At 46.5% G+C, this 13,862-nt stretch carries 14 protein-coding genes; 7 read left to right on the top strand and 7 right to left on the bottom strand.

Annotated features, from left to right (window positions below):
* Positions 1–200: 200 nt before the first annotated feature.
* The gene (locus ACEN8J_RS20820; protein ID WP_341038387.1) at positions 201–1,037 is read left to right on the top strand and encodes a carbonic anhydrase; all 837 of its coding nucleotides are present in this window, start codon (positions 201–203) and stop codon (positions 1,035–1,037) included.
* Positions 1,038–1,148: 111 nt separating this feature from the next.
* On the opposite strand, the gene ACEN8J_RS20825 is transcribed toward ACEN8J_RS20820, so the two are convergent.
* Positions 1,149–2,435 (bottom strand): Gfo/Idh/MocA family protein, encoded by a 1,287-nt coding sequence (locus tag ACEN8J_RS20825; protein WP_449292521.1) that lies wholly within the window; start codon positions 2,433–2,435, stop codon positions 1,149–1,151.
* Positions 2,436–2,573: 138 nt separating this feature from the next.
* Between ACEN8J_RS20825 and ACEN8J_RS20830 the strand changes: the two genes are divergently transcribed.
* The 4 genes from ACEN8J_RS20830 (at position 2,574) to ACEN8J_RS20845 (ending at position 7,037) form a co-directional block, all read left to right on the top strand.
* A complete protein-coding gene (locus ACEN8J_RS20830) occupies positions 2,574–3,410 on the top strand; it encodes a helix-turn-helix transcriptional regulator (protein WP_495593914.1) in 837 nt (278 codons plus the stop codon).
* A gap of 491 nt (positions 3,411–3,901) precedes the next feature.
* Positions 3,902–4,597 (top strand): response regulator transcription factor, encoded by a 696-nt coding sequence (locus ACEN8J_RS20835; RefSeq protein WP_318628174.1) that lies wholly within the window; start codon positions 3,902–3,904, stop codon positions 4,595–4,597.
* A 1-nt stretch (position 4,598) separates the two neighbouring features.
* A complete protein-coding gene (locus tag ACEN8J_RS20840; protein WP_495593915.1) occupies positions 4,599–5,654 on the top strand; it encodes a HAMP domain-containing sensor histidine kinase in 1,056 nt (351 codons plus the stop codon).
* Positions 5,655–5,876: 222 nt separating this feature from the next.
* Positions 5,877–7,037, top strand: coding sequence for an alpha/beta hydrolase family protein (locus ACEN8J_RS20845; protein WP_307353774.1), 1,161 nt, complete (start codon positions 5,877–5,879; stop codon positions 7,035–7,037).
* Positions 7,038–7,319: 282 nt separating this feature from the next.
* Here ACEN8J_RS20845 and ACEN8J_RS20850 read toward each other — a convergent pair whose 3' ends face one another.
* From ACEN8J_RS20850 to ACEN8J_RS20860, 3 genes are all read right to left on the bottom strand, one after another.
* Positions 7,320–7,469: a hypothetical protein gene (locus tag ACEN8J_RS20850; RefSeq protein ID WP_322252990.1), complete on the bottom strand. Its 150-nt coding sequence runs from the start codon at positions 7,467–7,469 to the stop codon at positions 7,320–7,322.
* 38 nt (positions 7,470–7,507) lie between these two features.
* The gene (locus tag ACEN8J_RS20855; RefSeq protein ID WP_495593916.1) at positions 7,508–8,806 is read right to left on the bottom strand and encodes an ABC transporter substrate-binding protein; all 1,299 of its coding nucleotides are present in this window, start codon (positions 8,804–8,806) and stop codon (positions 7,508–7,510) included.
* Between the two features lie 251 nt (positions 8,807–9,057).
* Positions 9,058–9,615, bottom strand: a complete 558-nt coding sequence (locus ACEN8J_RS20860; RefSeq protein ID WP_340931191.1) for a GNAT family N-acetyltransferase — start codon at positions 9,613–9,615, stop codon at positions 9,058–9,060.
* Positions 9,616–9,779: 164 nt separating this feature from the next.
* Here ACEN8J_RS20860 and ACEN8J_RS20865 point away from each other — a divergent pair, with 164 nt between their 5' ends.
* Together ACEN8J_RS20865 and ACEN8J_RS20870 are read left to right on the top strand one after the other, a co-directional pair.
* Positions 9,780–10,655 (top strand): S16 family serine protease, encoded by an 876-nt coding sequence (locus ACEN8J_RS20865; RefSeq protein WP_029516883.1) that lies wholly within the window; start codon positions 9,780–9,782, stop codon positions 10,653–10,655.
* Complete coding sequence (locus ACEN8J_RS20870; protein WP_340931188.1) at positions 10,648–11,262, top strand: hypothetical protein; 615 nt, start codon at positions 10,648–10,650, stop codon at positions 11,260–11,262. Before ACEN8J_RS20865 ends, ACEN8J_RS20870 begins: the two co-directional genes overlap by 8 nt.
* A 69-nt stretch (positions 11,263–11,331) precedes the next feature.
* Here the strand turns inward: ACEN8J_RS20870 and ACEN8J_RS20875 are convergent, their stop codons facing one another.
* Genes ACEN8J_RS20875 through ACEN8J_RS20885 form a run of 3 tightly spaced genes read right to left on the bottom strand, consistent with a single transcriptional unit; the run spans position 11,332 to position 13,829 of the window.
* The gene (locus ACEN8J_RS20875; protein WP_340931187.1) at positions 11,332–11,787 is read right to left on the bottom strand and encodes a hypothetical protein; all 456 of its coding nucleotides are present in this window, start codon (positions 11,785–11,787) and stop codon (positions 11,332–11,334) included.
* A gap of 49 nt (positions 11,788–11,836) precedes the next feature.
* Complete coding sequence (locus ACEN8J_RS20880; protein ID WP_318628167.1) at positions 11,837–12,805, bottom strand: ABC transporter ATP-binding protein; 969 nt, start codon at positions 12,803–12,805, stop codon at positions 11,837–11,839.
* Positions 12,792–13,829 carry an ABC transporter ATP-binding protein gene (locus tag ACEN8J_RS20885; protein ID WP_165149269.1) on the bottom strand — a complete coding sequence of 346 codons (1,038 nt, stop codon included), beginning with the start codon at positions 13,827–13,829 and terminating at the stop codon, positions 12,792–12,794. The genes ACEN8J_RS20880 and ACEN8J_RS20885 overlap by 14 nt, the downstream gene beginning before the upstream one ends.
* Positions 13,830–13,862: the final 33 nt, after the last annotated feature.

Raw genomic sequence — 13,862 nt, forward strand, 5'->3', positions numbered from 1 at the left:
ATAGATATGGAATTATTTTGTAATGTACACTCATTATTATAGTAATTTTTGCCCAAAAAGGACAAATATAAATCTAACTTAAAACTATTTAATCCAAAAACGCTTCTTTCTAAGTCCTTGGACCCTTGTAGGAACTTTGTACAATAATTTACAATGTAAAAAGTTTCACATATTCTATTTTGGAAGAAGGATAAAGAAACATGAAAAAAAACTGGAAAGGTTGCCTGTTCAGCATATTTGCCATTATCTTGGCTGTATCGGTAACAGGATGCAATTCACAGCCCGCCATTTCTAGTACCACTAGCACTTCATCCTCATCAGTTAACAACGCTCATGCAGTTGTTCAGAAAGGCCCACACTGGTCCTATGAAGGAGATCAGGGACCGGAACATTGGGGAGAGCTGGAAAAAGATTTTGTTGCTTGTGGTAACGGCCACGAACAATCTCCTGTCAATATAGAGCATACCCATCTGGAAGCATCGCAAACACAGCAACCGCTGCAAGTTCATTACACTAAAACGAAAGCATCCATTTTGAATAATGGGCACACTGTGCAAATCAATGTTGCCGATGCCAGCAATAACATCATGCTGGACGGTACTAAATTCACTTTAAAGCAGTTTCACTTTCACCACCCGAGCGAACATCAAATTGATGGTAAAAATGCTGAAATGGAGCTTCATTTTGTCCATCAAAGCGACAACGGAAGCACAGCTGTCTTAGGGGTCCTTATCCAAAGTGGCAAAGAAAACAAGGCTTTCAACCGCATTTGGTCCAAACTGCCGAAGGATATTTCCCAAGAAGCGGCTCTGGATGAAGAAATAAATCTCGCTGCGCTGCTGCCAAAAGACCTGCACTCCGTTCGCTACAACGGATCGCTGACTACCCCGCCATGCACAGAACATGTAAATTGGACAGTGCTGGAGCAGCCTATTGAAATGTCCGCAGACCAAATCAACCAGTTTGCTGCCATTTTCCCCGATAACCATCGTCCTGTACAACAACTGGGGACCCGGGAACTGACTGCCGATAAATAATAAAATAAAGTGCCGTAAGATGTAAGGTGCATTCTATATTTGAATACCAAAATAAGACCCCTCTGTTCAATCTAGTTAGAGGGGTCTTTTCGGTATTAAATTTACTACTCATTACAAGCGCACCAGTTCCTCCACCTTCACTGGCTGACCTGTACGCATAGAGCGGTTGGCGGCGATGCCAGTTAAAATGGACCATGCACCGTCGATATGTGAGGCCGCACGATGAAACCGATCCTCTGCCGGCTTATCAAAAATATCCCGCAGCATAACTGGATCTCCTCCGCCATGACCACCTACGCCTTCTTCTACCTCGACCTCATAAGGTGCTGCAAAGTGGGGATAGATGGTGATAGTCTTCTCTTTGAGCGCACCCTCATCTGCCTTGCTGCCACCGGAATTAACATAGGATTGCTCGGATACCCGAACCTCCATCCGTCCCTTCGTGCCATTAAATACGATGATAAAGCCCTCCCAAGGCATATAAGCATTCAGTGAATAGTTCATCACCGTCTTGTTCTGATACTTCACCATGACACTCAGCGTGTCTTCTATGCTGATATTGTCGCCAAATACGCTTTGATCCCGCACATAGCCATCCTCATGCTCAGCATCCAGATACATACTTTTTAGATGCTCATTACGGTCCAGGTGTAGCGCAAAGGGGTCATTCTCCGCTGCCTTGCTGCCGTAAGCCCGTTGATAAAACTCCGTCACGCCACGCTGCTCCGCATTTTCCCGGCCGTAAAATTTCAGATCTCCCATCGCATACACCGTCTCCGGTTTCGAGCCAAGCCAGAAGTTCATCAGATCAAAATGATGCGTCGATTTATGCACTAGCAGACCACCGCTATTGCGCTTGTCACGGTGCCACCGACGGAAATAATCTGCGCCATGCTGTGTATTCAGCAACCACTCGAAATTGACTGACAGCACCTCTCCGAGCGTTCCGTCCATAATAATCTCGCGGATTTTCGTATTATGCGGCGCATAGCGGTAGTTAAAGGTGACGCGCAGCTTCCGTCCCGTGCGGTCTATGGCATCCAGAATGTCTTGGCATTTGTCCTCATCCACCGTCATCGGCTTCTCGGAAATGACATCACAGCCCAGCTCCATCGCCCGGATAATATACCGATGATGCACCCGGTCAATGGTCGTGACAATGACGATATCCGGCTTCGTCTCCGCGATCATCCGATCAAACTCGTGAGCTTTATAGGTCGGAATCGGCTCATGCTCGTATTTCTCCTGCAACAGCCGATTGGCATAATCCATTCTCGTCTGATTGACGTCACAGAACGCGATCAGCTCCGAGGTATCTTTGAAAACCGTAACAACTTCACCGTAAAAAAATTCGGCTCTTCCTCCGGTACCCACAAGCGCATATTTGATTTTAGCCAATTGGCTCACACCCTTTACATGAATTGCTTTTATTTTATAGTATAAGAAAGAGCGAAATCTTCGCTTTTATTATGATTTTTCCCAAAAAATATACATATATTATCCTTATGTATTCTTTCATTAAAGGAGACTATCGATATGATCGCTACACCCCGCTTTGCCATTGAGCAAGCGCTACGGACGGTGCCATTCAGCATGTCCGCCGACCATGTCCACCAAGCGCACGAAATCTATTATTTGCTGGCAGGAGAGCGCTACTACTACATTAATCAGCGGGTATACGCGCTCCAGAAGGGCGATCTGATTTGGATTAGCAAACATGATTTTCACCGTACAAGTAACAAGGGTAGCGGCAGCCATGAACGGATTTTGATTAACTTTGATGAAGAATTTGCAGCCTCGCCAATGACTGTCTCTCCCTCCAGCGATCAGAACCAGCCTCTTCTGCCAGAAAAAAGCTTTCTGCTTCGCCCCTCCGCGGAAGAACAATGCGAGCTGGAGCATCTATTCCAGCAAATGCTGGATGAATACTACCAAGAACATGCCTACCGCCAACTATATCTCCAAAGCTTGCTACTCCAGCTCCTTATCCGCATCCGACGCATACAATCAGCCACTGCCGATACCATTGCACCGGAACGTAGCGAAAAGCAGCAACGCGTGTACTCAGTCATTGCATACCTGCATGCTCATTATGCCGAGAGCCTGTCGCTAAATCAGCTGGCTGAGCATTTTTATATTAGCAGCACGTATTTGTGCCGTATTTTCAAGCAGACAACAGGTTTTACCTTAGTAGAATATCTTCAGGATGTGCGGGTCCAGCAGGCTCGTGTGTACTTGAGAGAAACAAACTGGAAAGTGACTTCCATTGCTGAAAAAACGGGTTTTGACAGCATTGCTCACTTTGGTCGTGTATTCAAGCTTCTTACCGGGCACACCCCGCTACAGTACCGAAAAAAATACAAAAAGGAGTAGCCATACGAAAAATCGGCATCTCCTGTTCCAAAGGTTCTCGGAGTTTTAAAACCCGAAGGGTTGGTGTAATCCAAAATGTGCGTTACATCTCCCTTTACATTACGATAATAGCTGTTACTATAGAGCCATGATCCCTTACTGATTTCAATCAGTAAGGGATTTGGAGCGGAATACCCATTTGAGGTATACCATGTTTCATGATCTTCCCATTTGAGTCCTATCAAAGTCATGTGGAGTGCGTAGCTCGGATGGACTTTATCGGAAAAGGCTGAAAACCAAAACTTGTGATGGTTTTCAGCCTTTTCACACCGCCTTTTGATTAGACACACTCCCGGACATTACGTCAAAAGCTATATGCAGGTCTTCAAGCTGGAATATGTGCATAGCTCGACCGCAGAGACGCTTTGAACGCTACTTTTTTCAATGCGAGAGGATCATGCGGCTCTTGTTTTATAAATTCAGTCCACTTAAAGCGGCTGGGAGGTATAAATATGCTAAAAACGATATTAGTTGTAGACGACGATGAAGAAATCGTAAAACTCATCACAAAGAGTTTAAGATACGAGCAATTTGCAATAATTTCGGCATATTCTGGGAAAGAAGCCTTATCCGCATTGGAAGAAAATCACATTGATTTCATCGTTCTTGATATAGTGATGCCTGATATGGATGGACTTGATGTCTGCAGAAGTATCCGAAATTCTTATAATGTTCCAATTTTGTTTTTAAGTGCGCGTGATAAGGACATTGATAAAATCGTCGGGCTCGAAATAGGAGCAGACGATTACATGACCAAACCTTTCAGTATTCAGGAGCTTGTCTCCAGGATAAAGGCTCACTTCAGAAAAGTGGACAGGCTTTTTAGAGAGTGGGATGAACTTAGTCCCAGTAACGAAAAGGCGGATTCTCCGCTCATTTTGAACGATAAGACGTTTGAAGCATTCCTGAATAGCAGGAAGCTCGACTTATCAACGAAGGAATTTCAGATTCTGTCTATCCTCATGCGCCACCCCAATAATGTATTGACTCGTGAGCAGATATATGAAAACGTCTGGGGAGACGAATACGGAGAAATAAATACCGTAACGGTTCATATAAAAAATATCCGTAAGAAACTTGGTCCTGAATATGACTTTATTAAAACAATATGGGGCATAGGATATAAATACACGGAAAGAGAGCAATAGTATGAAACTGAAAATAAAGCTTCCTCTTTTGTTCCTGCTGATGTTTATAATATTCATGTTTTCGATTGGAATGTACCTGAAGCTTGTCTTTGCAGTATATTCCCCTATACGCAGTTCATTGCTGGACTCGCGATATATAGCATTGCTCCTGCCCATATTTGCAATTGCCTGTTTCATATTTATTATTCTAATTATCTATATTCATTTTTGCATAGAGAAACCCATTCAGCTTCTGAATACCAGGCTTGAAGAAGTAAATATTGTACATCCACTGCCTCCGCTAGCTCTGAGAAGTAATGACGAGATCGGAGAACTTTATAAACACTTCAATAAGATGGAGCACCGGCTTCAACTCGCGCACAAAGAGCAGATCGATATGATCGCGGCAATTGCCCACGACTTGAAAACACCCTTGACATCTATTAATGGTTTTACTGAACTGCTGGCTACGCACAAGGATTTACCAGAAACTGAAAAGCAGGAATATTATGATTTGATTCAAAAGAAGTCAGGATATATGGTTGAACTCATCAATGATTTTTCCAGCTTCACCAAAGAAAAATTGGAGTTGGAATCTATGGTAGCTACACCTGTAAAAGCATCAAAATTATTTGAAAACATTGCCCTTGAATATGAGTATGAGTTGGCAGGACTTGACAACGAGCTTACTTGCCGCCATTCATTTACGGAAAATATATTGCTGATGGTCAATGAACCGATGATACGTCGGGTTTTCGGCAACCTCTTTAGTAATGCTGTAAGATATGGAGGGAAAAGTAAGCTGAAAGTGTATATGACCGGATACCCGCTAGGACAGTATGCCTTTTTTCAAATCGAGGATAATGGAATTGGAGTGCCGGAAAAGGATATATCTTCTCTGTTCCTCAAATTTTTCACTGTGAATAAATCGCGGCAAATCCAAAAGGGCGGACTGGGGCTGGGGCTTGCAAGCTGTAAATCCATTATTGAACATCATAGGGGCGAAATTTGCGCCTACCCTTCCGAATATGGCGGTTTGGGGATAAGATTCAGTCTTCCCTTGGCCGCACAACACTGATTTTATTTGTGCACATTTTCTTTTACTACAGGAGTTAAAGGCTACTGCCAGGTGTGAACACCCAGGCAGCAGCCTTTTTTATTTTTTCAGCGGTTTATAGTTTTTTATATTCTCTTTACAAACATTTATTTTTCTTTTAACGAAGCTTTATCTTTGTGTTGTAAAAATTACTTGTAGTAAAAAAAACTACAATCACTAGAACTGGAAAAGGAGGATGTTACAATGTCAATTGAGTTCAGCCGTTGGCCCAATCACTACATGATGTCATACCAAGTCACCAAAGCTTTAGGTATGGCAAGCCTCGGTGCTACGGACGTCACCGAGATCTACGAGGCCTGCAAAAAAATCGACCCCGATGACAAGGACACGTGGCACAGGGAATGGCTCATAACGGCTCAGGCATTGGAAAGACACGGCAAGGAGGCCGAAACGGCTGGAAACTGGTATACAGCACGAAACTGCTACATTCGTGCCTGCAATTACTACAGAATTGCGGAATATTCGGTGATGGATGATGACACCGAGAAAATCCGTGTATTTAAGAAAGTAAATGAACTCTTCGAAGCTGCCGGAAAGTACTTCGATGTCCAACCGGAGAAGATCCAAATCGATTACGAAGATGTCAAGCTGGATGGTTACTTCTTCTCCCCTTCCTGGATAAAAGGTCCGAAGCCGACCCTTTTTGCTCTCAACGGTGGCGACGAGTGGTCCATTGAAAACTATTTCTGGCTAGGTCCCGCTTTTATTTCGTGTGGATATAACTTTCTGGTCTATGACCAGCCTGGCACCGGCCTCTCGCTGTACGAAAAGGGAAAAGGAAGACGAGCGGACAGTGAGGCTTTCCATTCCCGAGCAATCGACTTTCTTCTAACGCGGCCGGAAGTCGATCCCGATAAGATTATCGTGCACGGTGAGAGTTTTGCAGCTTACGACTCTTTGCGATTCGCTTCGTTCGATCACAGGATTGCTGCCGTCATCTCCGACGGCGGTACGCACGCCTTTGATTGGGATGCAATGCTTAAATGGATGCCATCGAGTCTGGCCGCACATGGCATGAGAATTCTGGGGGCAAAAAGCTTGGAGGACTTTGCGGGTAATCCGCGTTTTGCCTATGATCTTGAGGGCGTGCTCCACCAGATAGAATGTCCGCTTCTTGTAATGCACGGAGCGGAAGAGATATTGGTTCAGCCAAATCCGCTGACACAAGCCTTGAAAAATTATGAGCAAGCGGGTTCGAAAAACAAGACGTTCTTCCCGATAGAGGATAGACGACTTGGCGGATTAGAACACTGTCAGGTAGACAACATCAACGTGCTGCATGAGGTAGCGCTGAATTGGCTCTGCTCAATTGGGCTTGGGCCAGCCGCACCTCGCCCTGAGTGATTGCCAAGACGTCATAACGTAAAAGTCTATTTCACTCGCATTCTCCTTTCGTAGTTTTGAATATGAGTCAATCGTTTCTTCTGTTGTGTCTAGATTAACAAATAGTACAGAAGAAACTTCAATGGACTGGCGTAGATAGTATGTTGATGACGTAAACAGCATGAAATACGAGTACATTTCCGTCCGGACAACTAAAAGAGGGTGTCGCAAATCAGCTGTAAATTAGCTGTTTCGCGGCACCCTCCATTCATTTGGGCATGCCTCTCTGATGATTCATAATATTCACGGCAATACATCATCTGAGTATACCTCAAGCAGGTTATTAATATAATTTCTGCTCACGGGAAGATTGGTAATCTCATGACCATTAAAAATATCGACGTTCCTTGCTTGTTTATAAGGCCCCCACAGCGCTTGATGCTTTTTCTGCATCTGGTCACCTTCCTCCCCGGCCACGGGTCATCCCGTGCCTACTTGACCGCCTTGGATATGATCTGATTCAACTTTTCAATAGTTGCCGCAGCATCCTGCTTGCCCAGAAACATCAGATCAATGGTTTCCGTGATATCCGAGTTCAACCCCGGCACCTGAGCATCAAAGGCCAATGCAGATCCATGAGCATGCCCTATGTCACGTCCCTCGGTCAAATAGCTTGAGTGCTCAATGGTCGCCTTTTTCATAATGCTCTTATCTGCGGCAGCAAGCGTGCCCATAGCATTCCCACCTTCAACCAGCCGCGCCTCCTGCCCCTTCACAGAGACGTAAAATGCTGCCAGCTTCATGGCCTCTTGCACATGCGGACTATTTTTGTTCACAGCTACGTAGGCAACTGGTATGGCGACAGGTTCATTTTTACCAGTGTTGGAAGGCCAGTAGATATAATCAAAGTCGAGGCTTTTATTTTGACTAAACAAGGGTTCCAGCCATCTTCCCGCCGCCAGCATACCGACTTGATTGGACATGAACATCGCGTCAGCCTCTTGCCCTTTGGGAAGCGAGCCGAGATATACCGCATTTCCCTTTTTCACCATATCGTACATAAAACTGAAGGCTTCCTTGCCCTTTTCATTGTGGTCCAGCACATATTTGCCTTGTTCATCAAAAATCTGACCGCCATTCGACCACACCCATGAATACCAGTGAGCCCACCAGTTTTCCGCAATATAACCCTGCTTTCCAGCTGCCTTCAGCTTAGATGTAACCTCCTCAAAGGCATCCCAGTTCCACTTGCCTTCGTCATAGTATTCTTGCGGCGTCTTCACGCCTGCTTCCTTGAATACCTTTTTGTTGTAATACATGACCATCGGGTTTGAGTCGGGAGTGACCCCATAGATTTCCCCATCACGCTTTGCCGGTCCCCACAATCCTTCTGGAAAATCCTCAGCCTTCACATCACTCGCATCACTTTTTAAAAACTCACCCAAAGGCTGTACCTGCTTCGCCCCAATCAAACGCGTAATCGTCGGTTCATACGAATAAAACACATCCGGGCCGCGACTTCCCTGAAGCTGTGTCAACAGCTTTTGCTCATATTGGTCTCCCGGTACAGGCACCAGCTTAACCTCGATATTCGGGTTTTCCTTTTCAAATGCATCCAGTGCCCGCTGATACACCTTTACCTCCGCAGGATTACCCCAAGCCTGCATCGTAAGCCGCACTTTTTGCCCGTCTGTGTTCTCTATTTTGGGAGAGGTACTGCATGCCGCTGCAAGTAAAAACAGAACGATGAGGAAAAATCCAATCTTTATCCAGCTCATGTAATCGTCCACTTTAACCGCCTCCTGTAGCTTCGCATGGTTGTATGTCATCCTTTTTTTGAAGCGTTTACAAAACTTTCCCTATCATCATATGTAGAAGGGGGAGACACGATATCCCCATTTTCATTTTTATATAATTTTCATCTTTTGGAGGGCTCTGATATGACAGCGATCAAGGGAAAGTAAAGGCTGCACAACAAAAAAAGAAGAATGCAGATCACCTGCTTCCTTCTTTCGTATTCCTTGAGCTATAATTCAGTTTTCTAAATCTTTATTAGCATCTTTTCAAAAGTATTATAGCCGTTCGTTTCGCCTATATACGTATAACCGCATTGTCTGTAAAACTCGCTAAGTTTTTCATTGCCCGCAATACAGTCTAAACGGATTCGATCCTTGCCTGCGAAGCGGATGCCTTGCTCAATCCACTGCATGAGCTCACTGCCCAGTCCCTTCCCAGTGTTATCGCGATTCACAACCAAACGATGCAGATATACGGAGGTTCCTCCTTCAGAATCCGTTTCGTCTAATTCCCACAACTTACGGTCCCATGCACTGGGCTGCTGCTGCAAGATCACTGCGCCAGCCAAGCCATGATCCTCTGATGCTCGGAAAATAATCACTTCTCCGCGTGCAATAGCGCCGCCTAGGTTGTGATCATCTTTTCCTTTTAGTAAGCGTCCCCATTGTGTGGAGCCTTTGCTATACAGCCATCTGGCCGTCTTTAAAATTAACTCCTGAACCTCAGCCTGATCTTCAGTGCTTGCCTGAAAAGCCATTAATCCTGGTTTGACGGATGATTCGACAATAGTCATTGATGTCATGCTGCACCTCAGCTCTCTAATTTTCCTTATGTATAAAATATAGCATAAAAAAAGAGCGTCGGTGATCTGGCAGAGCGTTAAAAATATGTATACTACTATACTCTTATCGGTCATTTATGGTGAAAAATGTAACCTTTCTAATCTTTTCAACCGATGATATCCGTATGAGAACAGTTGGAAAGGTTGTGAATGAGGTGCCAAGCCGTAATCCATATCTCCTCAAAAAGATATTTGGCATTAACAAAGAACGTATACTCATTTTCGCGCTGCTGCTGATCCCGGCTATCGCCGCCTTTATTGGAACACGGCCTATGCCTGCACAGTATATTTTGCAAGGAGAAATGCATCCGGTCAAAGATCTTGGCGTTCAGGGAAGCGTGTTTTTTGCGTCTGTTCAAACGGGTATTGCTAACAATCTCCTGGAGCGTTGGAATGTATACTCCAGTGAAAATGTATCCGGGGGTGCGATTAAGTTTGAACCCATTGCCCCTGATGAAGTGGACTCTTATTTGAAGGACCTTTCAGAGACGGACACGCTAAAATATTCTGCTATGCAAGCTGTACATGCAGCGACGGAATTAAGTGTAGACAGCGAAACAGGTGGTGATTCAACAACTTTCTCGAATCTTAGCAAATTGGAGGATGCTCGCTATGCGGAGCTATTGACTCATTTGCAGGATCTTGCGGGGAATTCCTTGGGTCTGATGACAGGCATCGGACTGTATGAGGAAGCCAATAACATCGACTTTTCAGATGGCGGACGTCACAAAATTGCAGGCACTGGCACGATGGAAGAATACGGGGATGTCGGATCGGTCGGTGGGCTGGAGCAAAAACTGCTGGGAGCCGAGGCGGCAAAGGTTGATCTATTTTTCGTACCGGCAGATTATGAATGGTATGGGGAGGAAGGCAACGAAGCAGAGGCTGCCCGAGTCCAAAAGGAACATGGACTCAAGCTGCGCATTATCCCCGTAGAAACACTGGAGGATGCTATCGTGTATTTGAAGCAACTAGACTGGGAGGAAGTACATCTTGAATGAATCAGATTCCAAAGCATTTCCATCCAAGACAGCTGGCAGCGTACACCAAGCCTTGCTAGCGGTGGGCACTATAGGTGAATTTATTATCCTTATTTTTACGTTAGTGTATATTTACGCAAATGATTTTTATTATGATCATCTATACGAATTGGAGCAAAAATTTACAGTCTTTAGCTTTGTTCTGTACTACATGTGTTTTGTAACCTATCTGATCTGGCTAGTTCAAGTACATAAAGCCATCCGGCAAAAACATTCCGATTATCCGATTCGTACCGTGGGAGCCATTGCTCGCATGATTCCTTTTATTAACTTGTGGGGATTCTCCAATACATTCACCCATATTTATAGGTACTTTGCGCTCCACCCCGAATTGGAGCGTAAAGCTCGTTATATTCAAAAGATGATTGTTCCGCTATATTTTGTCTGGTTTGGTGAAGGAATTATTAACCCGATTCTTATCTTACATTTCTCCCACATGGAATCGATGTCCATGTTGTTGGGAGCTATTATGCAAACCACCAGAATGGCCTTCTTTTACTGCATGACACGAATCATTCACAATAGTCTGGTTATGCTGAATAAAAAAGATGAAGAAGGATTGCATTAAAAAACGAGCTGGCCTCCACGGTCAGCTCGTTTCAATTTCTGGTAAAGTATATTACTTCATCCCCAGGATTTAATGCGTCTGTGAAGCAGGTACAATTCGGTATAATCCTGAAGTCTCGCCAGCCGCGGGACGTACTTCCTGGATGACCCAGCCTAATGAAAGTACCCGTTCTAGCCGATCATACTCAGCCTTCGTCAGTTCGGATGTAACGGCTTCGCTTCCTTCCTCCAGTGACAGCTCAGGCTCCCGCCCGAACGCAACGGCAATCCACGAACGAATGCCCCGGATCGTATTGTACTTGATCTGATATCCGTCCGTTACCGCGCTGACAAACACCTCCGGTTCTTGGGACGCCAGCCCAGTGACAAGCTCTGTATAATCAAAATCGGATGGTCCGTCCGTTGGCAGCTCATTTTGCTGCACCCGACGGATTAATTCCTCTTGGGACCAGCCTAAAGAGCGTAATGATTCCAGCAAGAGCGCGTCCCATTGGGAAATACGTACTCTTTTCGTCGATTCAGTCATCGTTTTTTGCCTCCTTTGGGTCATGCACATCGTACAACCGATCTTAACCCTAACGGTTAACCGGGTATGCTACATAATGGCCGGGACTGATTTCTCTCAGCTCGGTTGCACTGTTGTTATCCTTGTCCCATACTAATGAACCGTCTGGTTGGGCCAAGCTTCCCCCCAGTCCCTCGCGCTCTCCGACTGCTCTCGGATCAGGCACAGGGATAGAGGACAACAGCGCCTGCGTATAAGGATGAGCGGGCTGCTCATACAATTCATCTGCATCAGCTACTTCTACCAGTCGCCCATGGTACATCACACCGATTCGGTCTGAAATATGCCGCACCATCGACAAGTCATGGGCGATGAACAGGTACGTCAGCCCGAACTCCTGCTGGAGATCCTCCAGCGTGTTAATGACCTGCGCCTGGATGGACACATCGAGTGCCGAAATCGGCTCGTCACAGACGATGAACTCGGGGTTCACGGACAGGGCACGAGCGATGGAAATCCGCTGGCGTTGTCCGCCGCTAAATTCATGCGAATAGCGGTACAGATGCTCTCGCTTCAGCCCTACCTTCTCCAGTAAAGCCACTACGGCATCCTTACGCTCACTCCCCTGATGCAATCTGTGAATATCCATCGGCTCACCGATCAGGTCAAGCACGTTCATACCCGGATTAAGAGAGGAATATGGGTCCTGAAAAATGCTCTGAATGCGCCGACGCAGCGGCTTGAGCTGTTTATCGTTCAGCTTGGAAATATCCTGGCCGTCAAAGCGTACCGTACCTTCTGTATAATCGTATAACCGCGTCAGACAGCGTCCAACCGTCGATTTCCCACTCCCTGACTCACCGACCAGTCCGAACGTCTCGCCACGCTTGATTTGAAAGCTCACGCCATCCACCGCCTTGAGTATCTCAGAGCTACGCCCTAACAAATCCTTTGCGGTCACAAAATGCTTCTTAAGCTGGTGTACCTCTACCAAGGGCTGATGCTCGCCCAATACATTATGTGCTTCACTCACCGTCATTCCCCTCCTCTGCATGGCCCGCTTCGGGCGTCTCGTAGACTCCAGCAGGCACGGCGTCTGGCTCGTTCAACCAGCAGGCTGCTCGCTGATCCGGTCGCAGCTCTACCATCGGCGGCCGCTCCACACAGCGGGCAAACGCGTGCGGGCACCGTTCCATGAACGGACAGCCCGATGGCGGGTTCAGCAGGTCCGGCGGCGTGCCCTCAATCGGCACCAGCCGCTCTCGGAAGCCGTTCGTACGCTGGGGCACAGAGCGCAGCAGGCCCTGCGTATACGGGTGGCCCGGACGATAAAAGATATCGTCCACGCGTCCCTCCTCCATCACCATGCCGCCGTACATGACGATGACACGGCTGCACACCTGGGCGACGACGCCCAGATCATGGGTGATTAGAGCAATCGACATGTCGGATTGCTGCTTCAGCGTCTTGAGCAGTTCCAAGATTTGCGCCTGAATCGTTACGTCCAGCGCTGTAGTCGGCTCATCTGCAATCAGCAGCTCCGGGCTGCACGAGAGCGCCATAGCAATCATCACCCGCTGGCGCATCCCGCCGCTGAATTGATGCGGGTATTGGTTCATTCGGCGCTCCGGCTCGGTAATGCCTACTTGTCGCAGCAGTTCTACAGCTGCTTGCGTAGCCGCTTCCTTGCTCAGTCCTCGATGTCTGCGAATTACCTCGACCAGGTGATAGCCAACCTTTTTGACCGGATTCAGTGAGGTCATTGGGTCCTGAAAGACCATCGCAATCTGGTTTCCACGTATTTTGCGCCATTGCTTTTCCGTCAGAGCGGTCAGACTTTGTCCCCGGTAACGGATATCGCCATTCAGCCGCTTACCGGGTGGTGCAATCATCGACATGATCGCTTTCGCTGTCACACTTTTGCCGCTCCCGGATTCTCCTACGATTCCTACCGTTTCTCCAGCATCAATATGAAAACTAACCCCTCGAACTGCCTGATTTTCCCCTTCACGAGTGAAAAAGGAGACCTCCAGCTGTTCGACGGACAGTAGATGTTCTGTCATTGTGATTTCGCTCCTTCCTGTCGCTCCTGGAGC

Source organism: Paenibacillus sp. Paensp38, from assembly GCF_059491915.1.